The sequence below is a fragment of the uncultured Porticoccus sp. genome, assembly GCF_963975625.1.
Classification (GTDB): Bacteria; Pseudomonadota; Gammaproteobacteria; order Pseudomonadales; family Porticoccaceae; genus Porticoccus.
The window spans coordinates 216,737-234,454 of sequence record NZ_CAXBHS010000002.1 but is presented as its reverse complement, the minus strand read 5'-3'; the positions used below and the strand labels follow the sequence as shown (position 1 = coordinate 234,454).

Annotated in this window: 20 protein-coding genes; 11 read left to right on the top strand and 9 right to left on the bottom strand. The window is 49.9% G+C overall.

All coding sequences use genetic code 11. From position 1 onward, the window contains the following. Window positions 1-95: 95 nt before the first annotated feature. Window positions 96-1,748, bottom strand: a complete 1,653-nt coding sequence (locus AACZ64_RS03770) for an electron transfer flavoprotein-ubiquinone oxidoreductase (RefSeq protein WP_339639704.1) — start codon at window positions 1,746-1,748, stop codon at window positions 96-98. A 210-nt stretch (window positions 1,749-1,958) separates the two neighbouring features. On the opposite strand from AACZ64_RS03770, the gene AACZ64_RS03765 reads away from it, so the two are divergent. Together AACZ64_RS03765 and AACZ64_RS03760 are read left to right on the top strand one after the other, a co-directional pair. Then, window positions 1,959-2,711 (top strand): electron transfer flavoprotein subunit beta/FixA family protein, encoded by a 753-nt coding sequence (locus AACZ64_RS03765; protein WP_293614317.1) that lies wholly within the window; start codon window positions 1,959-1,961, stop codon window positions 2,709-2,711. Next, window positions 2,711-3,640: an FAD-binding protein gene (locus AACZ64_RS03760; RefSeq protein WP_339639703.1), complete on the top strand. Its 930-nt coding sequence runs from the start codon at window positions 2,711-2,713 to the stop codon at window positions 3,638-3,640. The genes AACZ64_RS03765 and AACZ64_RS03760 overlap by 1 nt, the downstream gene beginning before the upstream one ends. Window positions 3,641-3,684: 44 nt before the next feature. Here AACZ64_RS03760 and AACZ64_RS03755 read toward each other — a convergent pair whose 3' ends face one another. The 6 genes from AACZ64_RS03755 to AACZ64_RS03730 form a co-directional block, all read right to left on the bottom strand. Beyond that, the gene (locus tag AACZ64_RS03755) at window positions 3,685-4,158 is read right to left on the bottom strand and encodes a DUF3106 domain-containing protein (RefSeq protein WP_293614319.1); all 474 of its coding nucleotides are present in this window, start codon (window positions 4,156-4,158) and stop codon (window positions 3,685-3,687) included. A gap of 3 nt (window positions 4,159-4,161) precedes the next feature. Next, window positions 4,162-4,491: a hypothetical protein gene (locus tag AACZ64_RS03750; protein WP_293614320.1), complete on the bottom strand. Its 330-nt coding sequence runs from the start codon at window positions 4,489-4,491 to the stop codon at window positions 4,162-4,164. After that, on the bottom strand, window positions 4,484-5,089 hold the full coding sequence (locus AACZ64_RS03745) for an RNA polymerase sigma factor (protein ID WP_293614321.1): 606 nt from the start codon (window positions 5,087-5,089) through the stop codon (window positions 4,484-4,486). Before AACZ64_RS03745 ends, AACZ64_RS03750 begins: the two co-directional genes overlap by 8 nt. Window positions 5,090-5,132: 43 nt before the next feature. Beyond that, window positions 5,133-5,462 carry a hypothetical protein gene (locus AACZ64_RS03740; protein ID WP_293614322.1) on the bottom strand — a complete coding sequence of 110 codons (330 nt, stop codon included), beginning with the start codon at window positions 5,460-5,462 and terminating at the stop codon, window positions 5,133-5,135. A gap of 73 nt (window positions 5,463-5,535) precedes the next feature. Then, a complete protein-coding gene (gene xthA / locus AACZ64_RS03735; protein ID WP_293614323.1) occupies window positions 5,536-6,348 on the bottom strand; it encodes an exodeoxyribonuclease III in 813 nt (270 codons plus the stop codon). A 172-nt stretch (window positions 6,349-6,520) separates the two neighbouring features. Further along, a complete protein-coding gene (locus AACZ64_RS03730) occupies window positions 6,521-8,593 on the bottom strand; it encodes a carboxy terminal-processing peptidase (RefSeq protein ID WP_293614324.1) in 2,073 nt (690 codons plus the stop codon). 184 nt (window positions 8,594-8,777) lie between these two features. Here AACZ64_RS03730 and AACZ64_RS03725 point away from each other — a divergent pair, with 184 nt between their 5' ends. The 8 genes from AACZ64_RS03725 (at window position 8,778) to AACZ64_RS03690 (ending at window position 15,059) form a co-directional block, all read left to right on the top strand. Continuing rightward, a complete protein-coding gene (locus AACZ64_RS03725; RefSeq protein ID WP_293614325.1) occupies window positions 8,778-9,554 on the top strand; it encodes an SDR family oxidoreductase in 777 nt (258 codons plus the stop codon). After that, window positions 9,547-9,969: a 2-amino-4-hydroxy-6-hydroxymethyldihydropteridine diphosphokinase gene (gene folK / locus AACZ64_RS03720; protein ID WP_293614326.1), complete on the top strand. Its 423-nt coding sequence runs from the start codon at window positions 9,547-9,549 to the stop codon at window positions 9,967-9,969. Before AACZ64_RS03725 ends, folK begins: the two co-directional genes overlap by 8 nt. A gap of 115 nt (window positions 9,970-10,084) precedes the next feature. Further along, window positions 10,085-11,065: a malate dehydrogenase gene (locus AACZ64_RS03715; protein WP_293614327.1), complete on the top strand. Its 981-nt coding sequence runs from the start codon at window positions 10,085-10,087 to the stop codon at window positions 11,063-11,065. A 130-nt stretch (window positions 11,066-11,195) separates the two neighbouring features. Beyond that, window positions 11,196-11,708 (top strand): DUF2244 domain-containing protein, encoded by a 513-nt coding sequence (locus AACZ64_RS03710; RefSeq protein ID WP_293614328.1) that lies wholly within the window; start codon window positions 11,196-11,198, stop codon window positions 11,706-11,708. Window positions 11,709-11,778: 70 nt separating this feature from the next. Further along, window positions 11,779-12,255, top strand: coding sequence for a thioredoxin-dependent thiol peroxidase (bcp, locus tag AACZ64_RS03705; protein ID WP_293614329.1), 477 nt, complete (start codon window positions 11,779-11,781; stop codon window positions 12,253-12,255). Window positions 12,256-12,330: 75 nt separating this feature from the next. After that, window positions 12,331-12,666: a preprotein translocase subunit YajC gene (gene yajC / locus AACZ64_RS03700; RefSeq protein ID WP_293614330.1), complete on the top strand. Its 336-nt coding sequence runs from the start codon at window positions 12,331-12,333 to the stop codon at window positions 12,664-12,666. Window positions 12,667-12,699: 33 nt separating this feature from the next. Continuing rightward, entirely contained in the window at window positions 12,700-13,716 is a 1,017-nt protein-coding gene (locus AACZ64_RS03695) for a D-cysteine desulfhydrase family protein (RefSeq protein ID WP_293614385.1), read from the top strand. A 20-nt stretch (window positions 13,717-13,736) separates the two neighbouring features. Next, window positions 13,737-15,059: a sodium:alanine symporter family protein gene (locus tag AACZ64_RS03690; RefSeq protein WP_293614386.1), complete on the top strand. Its 1,323-nt coding sequence runs from the start codon at window positions 13,737-13,739 to the stop codon at window positions 15,057-15,059. Between the two features lie 28 nt (window positions 15,060-15,087). Here AACZ64_RS03690 and AACZ64_RS03685 read toward each other — a convergent pair whose 3' ends face one another. Next, a complete protein-coding gene (locus AACZ64_RS03685; protein ID WP_339639701.1) occupies window positions 15,088-15,570 on the bottom strand; it encodes a DUF411 domain-containing protein in 483 nt (160 codons plus the stop codon). A 341-nt stretch (window positions 15,571-15,911) separates the two neighbouring features. Between AACZ64_RS03685 and AACZ64_RS03680 the strand changes: the two genes are divergently transcribed. Then, entirely contained in the window at window positions 15,912-16,817 is a 906-nt protein-coding gene (locus AACZ64_RS03680) for a 5'-nucleotidase (protein ID WP_293614332.1), read from the top strand. Window positions 16,818-16,829: 12 nt separating this feature from the next. Here AACZ64_RS03680 and AACZ64_RS03675 read toward each other — a convergent pair whose 3' ends face one another. Continuing rightward, on the bottom strand, window positions 16,830-17,618 hold the full coding sequence (locus AACZ64_RS03675; RefSeq protein ID WP_293614333.1) for a sulfite exporter TauE/SafE family protein: 789 nt from the start codon (window positions 17,616-17,618) through the stop codon (window positions 16,830-16,832). Window positions 17,619-17,718: the final 100 nt, after the last annotated feature.

Below are 17,718 nucleotides of genomic sequence, written 5' to 3'. Positions count from 1 at the left end.
CAAACCTATTCAACTCGGGGGTCGCGACATGCCCCATGTGGTCAGCAATACCTAGATATCTTGTGAGATTAAATAGATAACTATTTAATTTATAACTACATATTTGGGTAGTTTGGCCCGCCGCCACCCTCGGGTGCAACCCATATAATATTCTGGCTGGGATCCTTGATATCACAGGTTTTACAGTGCACACAGTTCTGTGCATTGATCTGAAAACGCTTTTCTCCCCCTGTCTCCTCAACAACTTCATAAACTCCAGCGGGGCAATAGCGCTGAGCAGGTTCATCATAAAGGGGCAGATTGTGGCTGATTGGTATCTCAGGATTTACCAATTTCAAGTGACAGGGTTGTGCCTCTTCGTGATTGGTGTTGGAAATGAAGACCGAGGACAGTTTGTCGAAGGTGAGTCTGTTATCCGGTTTTGGATAGTCAATGGTTTTTGACTCTGAGGCTGGCTTGAGTCTGGCATGATCCGGTCTGGGATCGGTGAGTGTCCAGGGCAGGTGACCATTGAAAATATTGATATCGATAAAAGCATAGGCTGAGCCGATAATATTGCCCCATTTGTGTTGTGCGGGGCCAAAATTGCGGTGCCTGTGCAGTTCCTGATAAGCCCAGCTTGACTGATAGTTGCTGTTGAAGGCTGTCAGTTCATCCTGTTGCCTGTTGCTCGCAATGGCCTCTGCAGCACTTTCTGCAGCGATCATGCCGGTTTTCATCGCACAATGGATACCCTTAATTTTTGCAAAATTGAGTGTGCCGGCATTATCTCCCAACAAAACTCCACCACTGAAGGTCATTTTTGGCAGAGATTGCATGCCACCTTTAACCAGAGCTCGAGCACCGTAGGATACTCTTTCTCCTCCCTCTAGATACTGTTTGATGACAGGGTGTTGTTTGTAGCGCTGGAATTCATCAAATGGGCTGAGATGCGGGTTGGAATAGGAGAGGTCTATCGTCAGGCCCACTGCTACAAGATTGTCTTCCATATGGTACAGAAAGCCGCCACCGGAAGAACCTGTTTCACTCAGTGGCCAGCCCGCACTGTGAACCACAAGCCCCGGGTAGTGTTTCTCTGGTGGGACCTGCCAGAGCTCCTTGATGCCAATACCATAGTGCTGTGGCTGTAAGGCGTTGTCATCGAGGGAAAAGTGCTCAATCAGCTGTTTTCCCAGGTGTCCCCGGCATCCCTCGGCAAAAAATGTGTATTTTCCCCGGAGTTCCATGCCGGGGGTATAGTCCGTTTTCTGGCTGCCATCGGCTGCGAGGCCCATATCGCCGGTTACAACGCCCCGAACGTTATTTTTATCATCGTAGAGCACTTCTGCGGCAGCGAAACCGGGAAAAATTTCTACACCCAGCTGTTCGGCCTGTTCAGCCATCCAGCGACAGAAATTACCAAGACTGATAATGTAATTGCCGGCATTGTGCATGGTTTTAGGAACAAACAGGGATGGAACCTTTATTCCCCGGGTTTTGTTGAATACATAGATATTGTCCTGGCGAACCTCTGTGATGAGCGGAGCGCCGAGCGTTTTCCAGTCGGGGAATAGTTCATCCAGGGCAGTTGGCTCCATGACGGCACCCGAGAGAATATGGGCACCTACTTCCGAGCCTTTTTCAAGCACCACAACAGACAGGTCGGGGTTGATCTGTTTCAAGCGGCAGGCCGCTGATAAGCCCGCTGGCCCGGCCCCGACAATAACGATGTCGTAATCCATATATTCACGTTCCACAGCATTCTCCATAGGGTTTCAGTCTGTCATGTCCGGTGTGCGGAGGGTGTGAATTTTAGCCTGTATAGACCCACGGTGCTATGCGGATTTAGGACCCGCCAGTCAGTACTACGAGGTCAGTAATTGATTGTCTGAAAATTTCCCTTTGCCTTGATTTGGCTTGATGGTGGCGGCATGATTAGCACCCCTCAATGCTAACCAATGAATTTCAAAGGGTATTCCATGAAAGTACTTGTCGCTATCAAGCGCGTGGTGGACTACAACGTCAAGGTGAGACCCCGAGCCGATGCTGCCGACGTTGATCTCAATAATGTCAAAATGTCGATTAATCCTTTCTGCGAAATTGCTGTGGAGGAGGCGGTACGTCTCAAGGAGCAGGGCCTTGCCGATGAAATTGTTGTCGTTTCAATAGGGTCTCAGCAGGCTCAGGAACAGTTGCGTACGGCATTGGCGCTGGGTGCAGACAGGGCTTTGTTGGTGGTCACAGAAGATGTGCTCGAACCGTTGGCCATCGCCAAGTGTCTGAAAGTGTTGTGTGATCGCGAACAACCGGATCTTGTACTGATGGGTAAACAGTCGATTGACGGCGATAATAATCAGACGGGACAAATGCTCGCGGCGCTGACTGGGTACCCTCAGGGTACCTTTGCATCAAAGCTGGAACTGACGGGTGACAATAAGGCGACGGTAACCCGTGAGATTGATGGCGGGTTGCAATCACTGGCGCTTACCTTGCCGGCAATTGTGACTGCCGATCTGCGCTTAAATGAACCGCGCTATGCCTCTCTGCCCAATATTATGAAGGCCAAAAAGAAACCTCTGGATACTTCGACCCCGGATGAGCTGGGTGTTTCCATTTCGCCGCGCGTCAAGCTGCTAAAGGTTGAACTGCCTGCGCAGCGAGCGGCCGGTATTAAAGTGGCCGATGTTGAGGAGTTGATGGACAAACTGAAAAATGAAGCGAAGGTGATCTGATGAGTATTCTGATTATTGCTGAACATGATAACAGTGATCTTAGGCCTTCGACGCTGAACAGTGTCAGCGCGGCGCAGGCGATTGGTGGTGATATTGTCGTATTGGTGGCGGGCTCCAATTGCGCCGGCGTGGCTGACACACTGTCAAAGGTGCCTGGTATCAAAAAAGTACTTCTGGCTGACAATCCGGTCTATAGCCATCACCTGGCCGAGAATATGGCGCCCCTGGTTGCCGAGATTGCTGAAGGTTTCAGTCATGTACTGGCGCCAGCCAGCACGACTGGAAAAAATCTGATGCCGCGAGTGGCTGCTCTGCTCGATATGCAGGCTATTTCGGATATCAGCGAGGTAATAAGCCCGGATACCTTCAAGCGGCCAGTGTACGCGGGCAATGTCATCGCGACAGTGCAAAGCAGCGATGAAGTTAAGGTGCTCACTGTGCGCTCCACGGCATTTGAAGCGGCTGTAACAGAGGGAGGTAATGCCACCATTGAACAGATTTCCAGTGTACACAATCAGGATCTCTGTATCTTCATAGGCCAGGAGTTGGCCGTTTCCGAGCGGCCGGAATTGACCTCTGCCCGGGTCGTGGTTGCGGGTGGTCGTGGCATGGGCAGCAGTGAGGGTTTCGCTATGCTGGAAAAACTGGTCGATAAGCTTGGTGCGGCAATGGGCGCATCCCGTGCAGCTGTGGACGCGGGCTTTGTTCCCAATGATATGCAGGTGGGCCAGACAGGTAAAATTGTTGCTCCGGAACTGTATATTGCCGTAGGTATTTCAGGTGCGATTCAGCATCTGGCAGGAATGAAAGATAGCAAAGTCATTGTAGCGATTAACAAGGATCCGGAAGCGCCTATTTTTCAGGTGGCAGATTATGGTCTGGTCGGTGATCTGTTTGAGCTGATTCCCGCCATTGAAGCGCAGCTCTGAGCGATGTGCAAACCATAAAAAAACCGGTCTTTTGACCGGTTTTTTTAGTCCCTGCTTTTTTCTGAGAAGCTGCCATCCCGACCAATTTTCTTGTGGAACTCCTTCCGCTGTTCGGGCGACATACTGCGCCATCGTTCTTTTAACGCTTCCCGTTTCTCTGCGGGCAGGTTGTGAAATTTTTCACGTGCCTGATGGATACGTTGGCGTTCTTCCGGCGATAGTGATTTAAAATACTCGCGTCGTTTCTCCAGTTTGTCCCTCTCTGCCGGTGTCATTGATTCATAACGCTGTTTCCAGTCCTTCTTGTGGCGTTTGGAGGGGTGCACTTTGTCTTTTTCAGCGTAATAACGATGGCTTCCGGCAGCCTCGAAGGGGTTTATGACCTGGTTGAGAGGGTTGTGCCCCGGAGTAAAAGGTTCACCCTGGTGGGCTTGTCCAGGAAGTGAAAAGGCACAGATCAGGGCAAAGGCGAGCACCTGTGGTAAAAAATGTCCGCGACAGAATATGCTTTTGTACATGTATCAGCCCTTCAGATTGGAGGTGTCGCTGGCCAGCCAGGAATAGAATTCCATGTCTTCGTAAAGATCGATTTCTTCACTGAGCATGAACTCTTCCTGGGGGGAACTGTCCTGCTGCAGATTTTGTGTGAGTGGTGAGAACACCAGTATAACTGCTACCAGAGAGATTGCCGCCATGCTGACAACCGGGATAAAAAAGTCTGGCCATCTGCGTTGATTGGCGACATTGAGAGCCATGTTTCTTGCTGCCACCAGGCGACGGGCTGTCGCAGAGTCAAGCTCGTTTTCAGAGTGACGCAAGGTGTCTTGTAGTTGTTTCTCTAGATCAGTCATACCAATAATCTCCCAGTGTGTCCCTAAGCTTGATTAATGCGCGGGAATAATGGGTTTTAACGCTGCCTTCACTGCACTTCATGGCTATTGCTGTCTCTTTTGTACTGAGGCCCTCCCAGCAGCGCAACATAAAAACCTGTTGTTGGCGAGGAGGGAGGTGGATCAGTGCCTCTTTTAAAACACGTATCTGACGTTCGCGCTCATGCCGTGTATGTGGTGTTGTACTGTCAGGCCCTGCAACGGCTTCAATAGGGTCTTCTTCGGTCTCTTCACCCTGTTTGTCCCTGAAGTGGGAAAGCCATCCTTTAAACTGTCTCTGAAATTTTCTTTTACGGTGCAAGTCATTGATTTTGCTTTGCAATATTCGATAAAACAACGGGCGCCATTCACCGCTTGGCTTATGTGCATAGCTGACCACCAGTTGGGTCATGGCCTCCTGCACAATATCCAGCGCATCCTCCCTGTCGGTTAGGGAGGTTACTGCGATGGCATAGGCCCTGCGCTCTACCGACGACAAAAAGTTTTCCATAGATTGCTGTGTCAGGGTCCCGTTCCTTTTGTCGTTACCTGTCGGATTATCCAATAAGGTCAGCAACATGGATAACTGGCGCTCTGTCAACGACGGTGATGCAAAATTTCATTTAACAGCACTGCCCCGCCAATAATGTAGATGTAATCATCTGAGGCACTTCTCCGATAGTAATCATGTTTTTTTGTCTGCCGGGATGACCGTAATGTTTTCTGTACTTATTGTGCTTGTAGTCGTGTGAATGAAACCTGCGATCATGGTATTGGTCTCGCCTTTGGTCATATCGATAATTATCCCGGTAGATCCTGCGATAGTCGTGGTGATAGTTGTGGCGGTATTCAGCACGAAAATTCGGTTTGTGGTCGCGATCTCCGGCCAGGGCCGGTGCCATGCCAAATATGATTGATGTGGTCAGCAGACCGAGAACAAGAAGTTTTTGCATGCAGGGTACTCCATTTCTTCAGTAATGCTCATTAGAACGTACCGCTGAGGTATCGGTTGACAAAATCTTTTGATCAAGGCTCCAGAGACAACCAGATTGGGCAGTGATCGGAGGGCTTTTCCATGGCTCTGATCTGGTAATCAATGCCAGCATCAGTGGCGACAGGCAGGAGGTTTTCCGAAGCGAGAATAAGGTCGATTCGAAGACCGCGCTTCGGGTCTGCCTCAAATCCCCGGCTTCGGTAGTCGAACCAACTGAATCTATTGGGTTCATCCGGATGAAAATAATCAAAACTGTCTTTCAGAGTCAGGCTCTGGAGGCTGGATAGCCACGTCCTTTCTTCGGGTAGAAAACAGCATTTACCACTGCGTAGCCAGCGTTTGCGGTTTTCGTCCCCGATACCAATATCCCGGTCGAGGGGGGCTATGTTCATGTCGCCCATCACAATGATGTGGTCACCATTGGTGTGAACGCTCGATATATGTTGTATTAGATCTTCGTAGAACTGTTTTTTACAGGGGAATTTCTGTGGATGGCTTCGGTTTTCGCCTTGGGGGAAATACCCGTTATAGACGTGGACGGTACGGTTATTAAGAGCGAACTTCCCGTAAATTAGCCTTCTCTGGTGGTCTTCCGGGTTGTTAGGTAGCCCCTTCATGTGGTCGGCGATGGGTATCCGGTAGAGCAGGGCGACACCATAGTGGCTTTTCTGACCGTGATAAATCGCATCGTAGCCCATTCCCTGTATCTGATCGATGGGAAACAGCGCATCTTCAACCTTGGTTTCCTGCAGGCCAATCACGTCCGGAGAATATTTGTCGATAACGGCTTTCAGCTGGTGAAGGCGGGCTCGCAATCCGTTCACGTTAAAAGAAACGATATTCATGTCTTGTTCCAGCGGCCACAGCTGTTGTTCAGAGCAAACTTTTTAGTTGGTCTCCCGGCTGCGTTAATTGACGATTTTATGCTATCCATCAGCTTGATTGACTTCAAGCCGATGGATAACGTCGAATGAGAGCCGACTCGGGGCTGTCTTTCGGCTCAAGGCTGTTATTGGCTCAAGGCTGTTGTACCAACATGGATCTGGCATCACTCATTATCAGTACATCGGCAAAGATATTGCCAGTCTCATAGAGTAGTGGGTCGCGTTCCGGTAGCGGTATTGTTTTCTCCCCTTCTAGATCGGCGTCGACAGAATTTTCTGCCTGCCATGCCTCGACGGTTTCATAGGGCGATAATCCCTTTGCAGACCGGCGTTTGTTTTCAATGGCCAACCTTGTTAAATCATAGTCTTTGGCTTCCTGGCGACGTTGTTCTTCATTCAGTGATATTGATTGCTGTGCTCTGCGCTCTTTCATCAGTGTCAGCTCATCACTGAGGTAGCGCAGGTCGGGATCCTGGCTGAGTCGGGACTTGTGACGTTCGATCAATCTGTCAACGGGCAGATCTGTCAGGTCATAACGGCGATGGGGGACGGCATTTATTTTGTCCCAGGGGAGTGCATTTTTTTCGCTGCTTTCGCCAACGATTTCAGCATCATAAAATGCAGGCAGTTCGATATCGGGAACCACGCCCAGATTCTGGGTGCTTTCGCCTGAAACACGGTAAAATTTCGATTCAGTCAATTTTAGCTGTCCCTCGCGAACCGGCAGTTGTATCTGGACAGTCCCCTTGCCGAAAGTCTGCTCGCCGACAACAAAGCCTCTTTCGTAGTCCTGAATCGCTCCGGCAAAAATTTCTGAGGCAGAGGCGCTGAGCCGGTTGGTCATCACCATCAGCGGGCCCCTGTAGTAGGCGTTGTAGCGCGAACGATGATTGCGTGACACCACTTCATTGGCATCGCGAACTTGCACAATCGGACCCGGATCAATGAACAAGTCGGTCAACGTGGTCGCTTCCTGTAGAAAGCCGCCGCCGTTATTGCGCAGGTCGAGAATGACACCGTCTATATTCTGATCGGCCATTTCGCCCAGCAGGCGCTGAACATCCTTAGTAGTACTCTTGAATTCGGGATCTCTATTGTAAAAGGCCTCGACATCAAGATAAAAAGTTGGAATGGTGATGACGCCGAAACGGTAATTCCCGGAATCGTTTTGTACCTCAATAATTTCAGATTTTGCAGCTTGCTCCTCAAGTTGGATCTTGTCTCTGACAATGGCAATTTCTCGAGTGCTGCCAGCGGCTTCACCCACTGCCGGCATAATTTCAAGCTTGACGATGGTATCCTTGGCACCGCGAATCATGTCCACGACGTCATCCAGTCGCCAGCCGATGACATCGACCCCTTCCTCTTTGCCTTGTCCAACACTGATAATCTTATCCCCGGCCTTGAGTATCCCCTGTTTGTCTGCCGGTCCACCTGGAATGATCCTTACCACTTTGGTGTGTTCATCTTCCCGTTGGAGCACTGCGCCTATACCGGTCAGAGACAGTGACATGGCAATGCGGAAGTTTTCCATGGAACGAGGCGACATATAACTGGTATGGGGATCGTACAATTCAGCCAGAGAGTTCATGAAAATCTGGAAAATATCCTCACTGTCACGCTGTGATAACTGGTTTTGCAGGTTGGTATAACGTTTTACCAGTAGGGAGCGGGCAGCATCGGGCTCTTTGTCGCTGAGAATCAGCCGTAGATACGACTCCTTGATCCGTTTTTTCCAGAAGGCATCAGCAGCCTGGGCTGACGCTGGCCATTGGGCCTGCTCAAGATCCAGATTCAGGCTGTCATCTTCGGTGAGATCAAATTCAAAGCCACTTTCCAGCAAGTCGATATTGGCTTGCAAGCGTGCTTCGGCACGTTCCTGATAACGATTGAAAATATAAAAACCGGCGCTCAGGTCTCCTTTCTTGAGCATATTGTCCAGCTCGTTTTCCCAGCGACTGAACTCATCGATATCACTCTGGAGAAGATAACTTTTGGCTGGATCGAGATTGTTGACATATTGAGAAAGAAAGCGGTTGGATAAGCCATCATCCAGGACCTGCTTGCTATAGTGCTTGCTGGCCAGTTCATTGACAATTTCAATGGCGGTTTTGGGTTGCTCGGGACTGTAGCTGACCTTGGCAAGGGCTATTGATGTCAGTGTTAACAGCAGTAGACAGAAGGTGTTGCGAATAAAATGAGGCATCAGATGAAATTGTCTCTTGATCAGTAAAGGGTTTAGTTTATCAAAGTTGACCCTTCATAGACCCCGGTCAGCCGAAAATGTTTGATGCAATCTGCAATTACTCGGTAAAGCTTACCCGATTGATGTCACTGGTTGATCCCGACTACCTTCAATGAAATGATTGGAGTCTGGACTGGAGACCACCATGACTGATAAAGAACAGCAGCGTCCTGCAGCGCTGGTGACCGGTGCCGCTAACCGACTTGGTCTGGCATTCGCGACCGCACTGGCAGATCGTGGTTACGATATTGCACTTCATTATCACCATTCCACCGAGCAGGCGCAGCACCAGGCTGAATTGATCCGGAATAGAGGAGTTCGCTGTGAAACGTTCCAGTTCGACCTCTCTGATGAGGACCCTGCGTGTCTGATAGAGCAGGTGTATCATCGCTTCCCCGGCCTGCAGGTGTTGATTAACAGCGCCTCGGCTTACCATGCCGGGACGATAGCGAATACAGATCGCGCATTACTGCAGAAACAGTTCTCAGTAAATTTTTTTGCTCCCTACCTGTTATCCGGGAGCTTCGCAAAGCAAGTGGCGAGTGGCTCCATCATTAATATTCTGGATAACAAGATCGCCTTTCAGCAATATCAGTATGGTGCTTACCTGATGTCAAAAAAAGCACTGGCCGAGTTTACAAAGCTGGCGGCAATGGAGTTCTCGCCCCGAATCCGGGTCAATGGTATAGCCCCTGGTGTAGTGTTACCCGGGGAAACCCGTACCGGCGATTATATTGATTGGCGGATTCAGGGTATTCCGCTACAGCGTCAGGGCAGGGTGGAAGACCTGACCCGGGCTATGAACTATTTAGTGGATAGTGAATTCGTCACAGGTCAAATACTGTTTGTGGACGGAGGTGAAGGTATGAACCACCAGGGTCTCAATGCTGAAGACTATGAATCTGGTGATAAAGTTGAATGAGTCAAAGGGTGATCATCTGCATCGCGTTATTATTTCCGTCGGTTCCAATATCGAGGCAGCAAAGAACATTGCACGTTGTTATGAGATTCTGGTTGCTGAAACGACGCTTTTAGCGGCAGCCGACGTTATTCAGACATCACCCGTGGGTTACCAGTTTCAGCCCGATTTCCTCAATACGGCATATCTGATTGAAACACCCCTGGATAGAGTGCCCTTTAATCATTACCTCAAGGCTGTGGAGGACAGGATGGGCCGGCTGAAAGGGCCGATTAAATCTGGCCCCAGAACGATTGACCTGGATATTGTCATTTGGGACGGTGTGATTCTGACCGATGATTTCTATTGTCACGATTACGTGAGAGTGCCGGTTCAGGAGCTGCTGGACACCTGTGCAATGGTTGTTCACCGCCCCTGAGAACTCACTTATTCACTCGATCGATGCCCATCATCTGTCTGAACAAGTGAAATTCTTTGCCATTTCCTTATAATGTCGTCCCCATCTGATTATCAATTTGTTTTGGAGATCTATTGTGAAAGCACCTGTACGTGTTGCCGTCACCGGCGCCGCCGGCCAAATTAGCTATTCTTTACTGTTCCGTATCGCTGCGGGCCAAATGCTCGGTGAGGACCAACCAGTCATTCTGCAATTACTGGAAATTACGCCAGCACTGGAGGCGCTCAAAGGCGTTGCCATGGAGCTGGATGATTGTGCTTTCCCGCTGCTGACGGGGATAGTTCAGACAGATGATCCGAACATTGCTTTCAAGGATGCCGACTACGCACTTTTGGTCGGTGCTCGTCCCCGTGGACCGGGTATGGAGCGCAAGGATTTGCTGGAAGCCAATGCGGCTATTTTCTCTGTGCAGGGTAAAGCGATCAATGACAACGCATCGTCCGGCATTAAAGTGTTGGTGGTGGGCAATCCAGCGAACACCAACGCACTGATCGCCCAACGCAACGCACCGAACATTAACCCTCGCCAGTTCACCGCCATGATGCGGCTTGATCATAACCGTGCCATGACCCAGCTGGCCCAGAAGACCGGTACCAGCATTAACGATATTACAAAAATGACGATTTGGGGCAATCACTCTTCGACCCAATACCCTGATCTTCATCACGCGACTGTTCAGGGCAAAGCTGCGATTGATCTGGTCGATCAGGCTTGGTATGAATCGACTTACATTCCTGAAGTTCAACAGCGCGGTGCAGCGATCATCAAGGCTCGTGGTGCTTCTTCCGCAGCTTCAGCTGCAAATGCTGCTATCGACCACATGCGCAGTTGGGCGCTTGGCTCAAACTCGGGTGATTGGGTCAGCATGGGCGTCTACAGTGACGGTAGTTATGGTATTGCTGAAGGCCTGATCTACTCCTTCCCCTGTGTCTGCAAAAATGGAGACTGGGAAATTGTGCAGGGCCTGGAAGTTAATGATTTCTCACGTGCCAGAATGTCCGCCACTGAGAAAGAGCTCGCTGAGGAACGCGATGCTGTGAGCCATTTGCTGCCCTGAGGATTGCTTGTCTCAAGCTTGTTGTTCTGGAAAAGGCGCTCTATTGAGCGCCTTTTTTCATGTCTCAGAGAACGTTTTCGTGATCGGTGAATCTATATGAAAACGGTCTATACTGAATGCAGGAGCAATTATGGTTACCCTCCATGCATTGACAGATCATGCCAGGCAACTGGTGCTCAGCCCCAATCGTTCGATGGATTGGAAGGGCAATCTCTATGTGCTGCTTGCCGCTTCGGTTGTATTGCTGATTCTGGCGGTCGGGATGGCACTCAATGGCGCCTGGTTAGTGCTGCCTTTTGCCGGCATTGAGATTATTGCATTGGGCTCCGCGATGCGTCTGACTCTCCGCAAGCTGGATTTTCGTGAAGTCATCACTGTACAGAATGGTGTGCTGAGGCTTGAGCGTGGTAGAGACATCCCTGACTTTAACCTGACGTTTCCTCAGCAGTCTGTGAGATTTCTTGTAGATGGTCCAGATCGGCCCATGGGATTGCCGTTGATCGATCTGGTGGCTTTGGGGCACTGCTATCGGTTGGGCGAGTTTCTAAACCGTGCCGACCGATTCAAGCTTGCCAGAGTACTCAAAGAACAACTTAACCTGCAAGTCAGCAAGTACAATACATTTCAGCGCACCTCCTTCTAGAATTTTTGTTAAAGTAAGTTCCCTAAATACCTTCCAATGACTAAAACACCGCAGTAAGGAGACATTATTCATGCCATTTCCTAAAGTGGGAAACGTAGCGCCAGCATTCAGCCTTAAAAATCAACGTGGTGAGACGATTAAACTGACGGACTTTAAGGGCAACAAAAATGTCGTGTTGTACTTCTATCCCAAAGCTATGACGCCGGGTTGTACCGTCCAAGCCTGTGGCATCCGTGATACCAAAGATGAATTTGCCCAACTTGATACGGTTGTTCTGGGCATTAGCCCTGACCCTTATCCACGGCTGGCCCGGTTTGAAGAAAAACAGCAGCTGAATTTTGATCTCCTTTCAGATGAGGATCATGCTGTTACGCAGGCCTATGGCTGTTGGGACATGAAAAAGTTCATGGGCCGTGAGTTTATGGGTGTACTGCGTACTTCGTTTGTTATCGACAAGCAGGGCAAGATCAGGTTGGTGATGGACAAGGTTAAAACAAAAACTCACCACGATGATATTCTGCGGTGGGTAAAAGAAAATCTGGTTTGAGGTGAAGCCGCTATCGCGCTAAAGTCCCGCTTCTCTTTTACAACGTACCGTTTAAATAAATAATGAGGTAACCGAATGTCATTTGATTTATCACAGGTTGTTATGGCGACCTCCGCGCCGTCTGGCTCCGAACCAAACCCGATCTTCACACTACTGATGTTCGGTGGGCTGTTTCTTTTTATGTATTTTCTGATTATCCGTCCACAGCGCAAACGTCAAAAGGAACACCGTGAACTGACTGGTTCGCTGGGCAAGGGAGATGAGGTGGTAATGAATAGCGGGTTGCTCGGCAAGATTACCAAACTTGATGATGACTATATGACCATACAGGTGGCCAATAATGTGGAGTTGAAGTTTCAGAGGGCGGCCGTTCACGCTGTTTTGCCCAAAGGCACCATCAAGGATATCTGAGAGAAGGCCGCATATGCGGCCTTTTTTTTGCCCATGATTCCGGACAAGCTCAACCTTGCACAGCTGCCTACGCCGCTCCAGTTTTTGCCACGGCTATCCGCTGAATTGGCTGGTCCGAGAATCTGGGTTAAGCGCGATGACCTTACCGGTTGTGCCGCCAGTGGCAACAAAGTCAGAAAACTCGAATTTGTCCTGGCTCGGGCAATAGCAGAGGGTGCTGATACGCTGCTCACCTGTGGCGGGCTTCAGTCCAATCATTGCCGGGCGACGGCTGTTTTGGGTGCACAGCTGGGTTTAAAGGTGCATCTGATTCTCAGGGGGGAACCCCCCGAGCAGCCACCCGATGGCAATTTATTGTTGGACAGTCTGGTTGGGGCAGAAATCAGCTGTTATCCACAGAACCAATATCAACACTTGCCTGAGTTGATTGCCCACTGGCTTGATTTTTATCGTAGTCGGGGTCGCAAGCCATTTGTCATCCCCACGGGTGCCAGTGACGGTATTGGCATTTGGGGTTATCTGCACTCTGTCAGTGAGCTGGCATGCCAATTCAGGGAGCTCGAGATCAAGCCGGACGCTATTGTCTGTGCAACAGGGTCTGGAGGTACACAGGCAGGCCTGACACTGGGTTGCCATCTATCCCAGTTGGATATATCTGTGGTGGGTTTTGCCGTTTGTGATGATGCCGCGTATTTTCATAACAAGATCAGAGAAGATATCAGCGACTGGACGAGACGTTACGGTACATCTGTGGACATGACGCAAGTGGCTATTCAGGTCAACGATCGTTATATCGGTCCCGGCTATGGCCGGGCAACAGCAGAGGTCTTCTCCACTATCCGTCACATGGCCTCTCTTGAGGGACTGATACTCGACCCGGTCTATACCGGTAAGGCGTTTTACGGCTTGATTCAAGAAATCAAGGCAGGGGCGTTTCAGGGCGCTTCGGATATTGTATTTATTCATACTGGTGGTCTGTTTGGTTTGTATGCCCAGCGCGATGAACTGGGCATACAGCTTAAATCTTCAGCGTCAGGTTTGATTGAGTGATATTAGGTGAATCCATGACTCTGCAATCTGTGGTCAATAGCATCAACGGGTTTGTGTGGGGACCGGTGATGCTGTGCCTTATTCTCGGCACGGGCCTCTATTTGACGATTGGTCTGGGCGGGCTGCCAATACGAAAAATAGGCTACGGTTTCAGGCAATTATTCATTGGGAGAAAGGGTGGCGGCGATGGGGATATCAGCCCCTTCAATGCGCTGATGACATCGCTATCGGCTACGATTGGAACTGGCAATATTGTCGGTGTTGCCACGGCTGTCAGTATCGGTGGCCCCGGGGCACTCTTCTGGATGTGGTGTACTGCCTTGCTGGGGATGGCCACCAAGTACAGTGAAGCTGTATTGGCGGTGCACTATCGCGAAACGGACAAGCGAGGCAGGAAAGTCGGTGGGCCAATGTACTACATCCGCAATGGATTGGGTCCAAAGTGGGCATGGTTGGGGTTATTGTTTGCGGTTTTTGGCACCCTCGCCGGGTTTGGGATTGGCAATACTGTTCAAGCGAACTCGGTGGCGGATGCATTGCACAGCAGTTTTGCGGTACCCGAACAGCTTACCGGTGCAGTAATGACTATCCTGGTGGGGCTGGTATTACTCGGGGGAATTCAACGAATTGCGCAAGTGGCCGGAAAACTGGTGCCTTTCATGACGATCCTTTATCTTATGGTTACAGTGATCATACTGATGATTAATATCGGTGCGGTCCCCGAAGCCCTGATACTGGTGGTAAAAAGCGCTTTTTCGCCGGTGGCTGCAGGGGGTGGTTTTGCCGGAGCGACGATTATGCTGGCACTGCGTATGGGGGTAGCTCGCGGCATATTTTCTAACGAGGCGGGTTTGGGCAGCGCGCCCATTGCCCATGCCGCGGCTGAAACCAATAGTCCGGTTCGCCAGGGTACCATTGCCATGCTGGGAACCTTTATTGACACTATCGTGATTTGCACAATGACAGGTTTGGTGTTGATTCTGACGGGTGCCTGGAGCAGTGGCGAGCAGGGTGCTGCACTCACCGCATTCGCTTTTAATAGCGTGCTGCCCCATGGCGATAAAGTGGTTGCCGTCAGTCTGGCCTTGTTTGCTTTTACCACGATTCTGGGCTGGAGTTATTATGGTGAGCGCTGTGCCGAGTACCTCTTTGGCATCAATGTTATTGTGCCGTTTCGCATAGTCTGGGTTGTCGCCGTATTTGTGGGCGCGACATCGCAATTGAGCCTGGTATGGAGTATTGCCGATACACTTAACGGTATGATGGCCGTGCCTAATCTTATCGGCCTGTTATTGTTAAGTCCGGTCATTTTCAGGCTGACCCGTGAATACTTTGATCAATAGACAGTTTGCCGCTTATCTTCAGGTGTAATCATTGCTGGTCGGCACTCTCCACAGAGGCATAAACCTCAGTGCTGCCATCCTTTTTCAGTAAATAGATGTTATAGGGTTTAAACCGGCCCTCCATTTCCATGCCTGGGCTACCCACAGGCATACCCGGTACTGCCAGGCCAAGTGCACCATCAGGGGGGTTGTTCATGAATTGTGTTACAAATTTGGCCGGCACATGACCTTCCATGACATAGCCGTTTTCAAAGACTGCTGTGTGGCAGGATTGATACTCTGAATCGATACCCAGGCTACTTTTGACCGCCGTCAGATTTTTAGGGTGGTGAATGAGTGCGTGATAACCCTTGTCGGACATATATTCCATCCACTCTTCACAGCAACCACAGGATTCACTTTTATAAAGATTGTAAGAGGACGAAGTCAATAGTTTCGGGGTACTGTTCGAGTCTCGTTCAGATTCGGCTTTTTCCTCGCTTGTACACCCGGTCACCATGAGAAACGTCATTAAAAACCCTGCTAAAACGTATTTTTTTATACTAGTCATGGAGATCTCCAAGGTGTGAGTGCCAAGTATCCGTTAAAATAAAAGTATCGTTGTTTCAATTTCTTGTTACTGAAGAGCATGAGTGAAATTGTTCTCATGGTAAAGTTTATCCAGCTATCAGCCACTGCTTGTCTTGATTAGCCGCCACCGTGATTGTGGCCATCCACTGCATACGAGTGTACAAGATTGAGTAGATCAATTGACAAAAAGACCCTGTCTTGATGCGAGCTAACATGTAGTGTTTTTATTTAATGGGTTGTTTTTACTAAGGTGTAACGGGTAAACCCCCGGAGGAATAGTCTGTGTCAAAGAACTTTGGTGACAAACTGGTGATTGCTATTTCATCCAGGGCCCTGTTTGATCTGGATGAAAGCCATCGGGTTTATGAGCAGGAAGGGTTGGATGCCTATTCCCGTTATCAGGTGGCGCATGAGGATGAGGTTCTTGCACCGGGAGAGGCATTTCCCATGGTGAAAAAACTGCTGAGAATCAATGAAAAACTGGATGGTGACCCGAGGGTGGAAGTGATTTTGCTCTCCCGGAATTCGGCTGACACCGGATTGCGGGTGTTCAATTCCATTGAGCACTATGGGTTGAATATCAGCCGTGCCGCGTTTTGTGGTGGAGAAAGCCCTTACCGGTATGTATCCGCTTTTGGTTGCCATCTGTTTCTTTCGACCAATGCAGAAGATGTCTGCAATGCCCTGAATAACGGGATTGCAGCGGCAACGTTAATATCGTCGGGATCCAGAGATCGCAATGACGATGAACTTCGCTTTGCTTTTGATGGTGATGCTGTACTGTTTTCCGATGAATCGGAACGTGTCTACAAGGAAAGCGGGTTGGCGGCATTTACTCAAAGTGAGAAAGCCGCCGCCAGGCAGCCAATGAGCGGTGGCCCGTTCAAGCATTTTCTTCAGGTTTTGCATACCCTGCAGTCAGAATTTCCACCCGAGAGCTGTCCTATTCGAACAGCTCTCGTCACGGCGCGCTCTGCGCCGGCCCATGAGCGGGTCGTGCGAACGCTCCGAACATGGGATATCCGGATAGACGAGTCCCTGTTTCTCGGAGGCCTGGAGAAGGGTGCGTTCCTTAAATCTTATGGTGCGGATGTGTTCTTTGACGATCAGCAGGCACATTGTGAATCGGCAAAATCCCACGTGGCCACCGGGCATGTGCCTCATGGCATAGCTAACAAAAAGGACTGACCAGTTTACAGTTTAGAACAGGGCGAATTTGATGCCCATGCCGAGCAACAGGCAGGCTAAAACCGGTTGCAATACCCGGCTTGGGAGTCGTGCTGCCAGTCTGGTGCCCAGGTGAATGGCTGGCAGTGACCCGATCAATAGTGACCCAAGCAGTACCAAATCGACATTGCCCAGCAGGAATAAATGGCCAAGCCCGGCGATCAGAGTCAGTGGCACTGCGTGAGCAATGTCGGTCCCGACTACATGCAGTGCCGGTAGGCGAGGATAGAGAATCATCAGTAGCGCCGCACAAAATGCGCCTGCGCCCACTGATGAGAGGGTGACAAAAATACCCAGAAAAATGCCCGCAACGAAAGTTACCTTTGTGGCGTGCAACTGAAAAAATGCTCCTACGGGGCCGTGTGGCCGGTCGGAAGCATTGCGTAGAAAACGTTTTAGTAAAATCACGGCGGCGGTAATAATCAGCATAATACCGAGACTGGTTGTCAGGATTTCTCGATACTCTTCTGCATCTGTAAACACATGATAGAGGAGCTGGGATGTAATGAGTGATGCCGGTATGCTGCCAGCAGCGAGATAGGCAACCAGTCGCCACTGAATACTTTTCTGCCGAGTGTGGGCCACAACACCACTGGCTTTTGTGATAGCGGCATAGAGGAGGTCAGTGCCAATAGCGACATTGTAGGGGATGCCGAACATAATTAGCATAGGCGTCATCAAGGATCCGCCACCAACACCGGTGAGCCCGACGACTAAGCCCACGAAAGCACCGGACCCAACATACAACAAAAAATCCAGCACAATTAATCCACTTCTATCCCAAAATAACCTGGAAACTCTAGCAATTTGTACCTATTCTTCAAAGGAATAATTTCTTATATTTTTATATCATTGTCGTCTA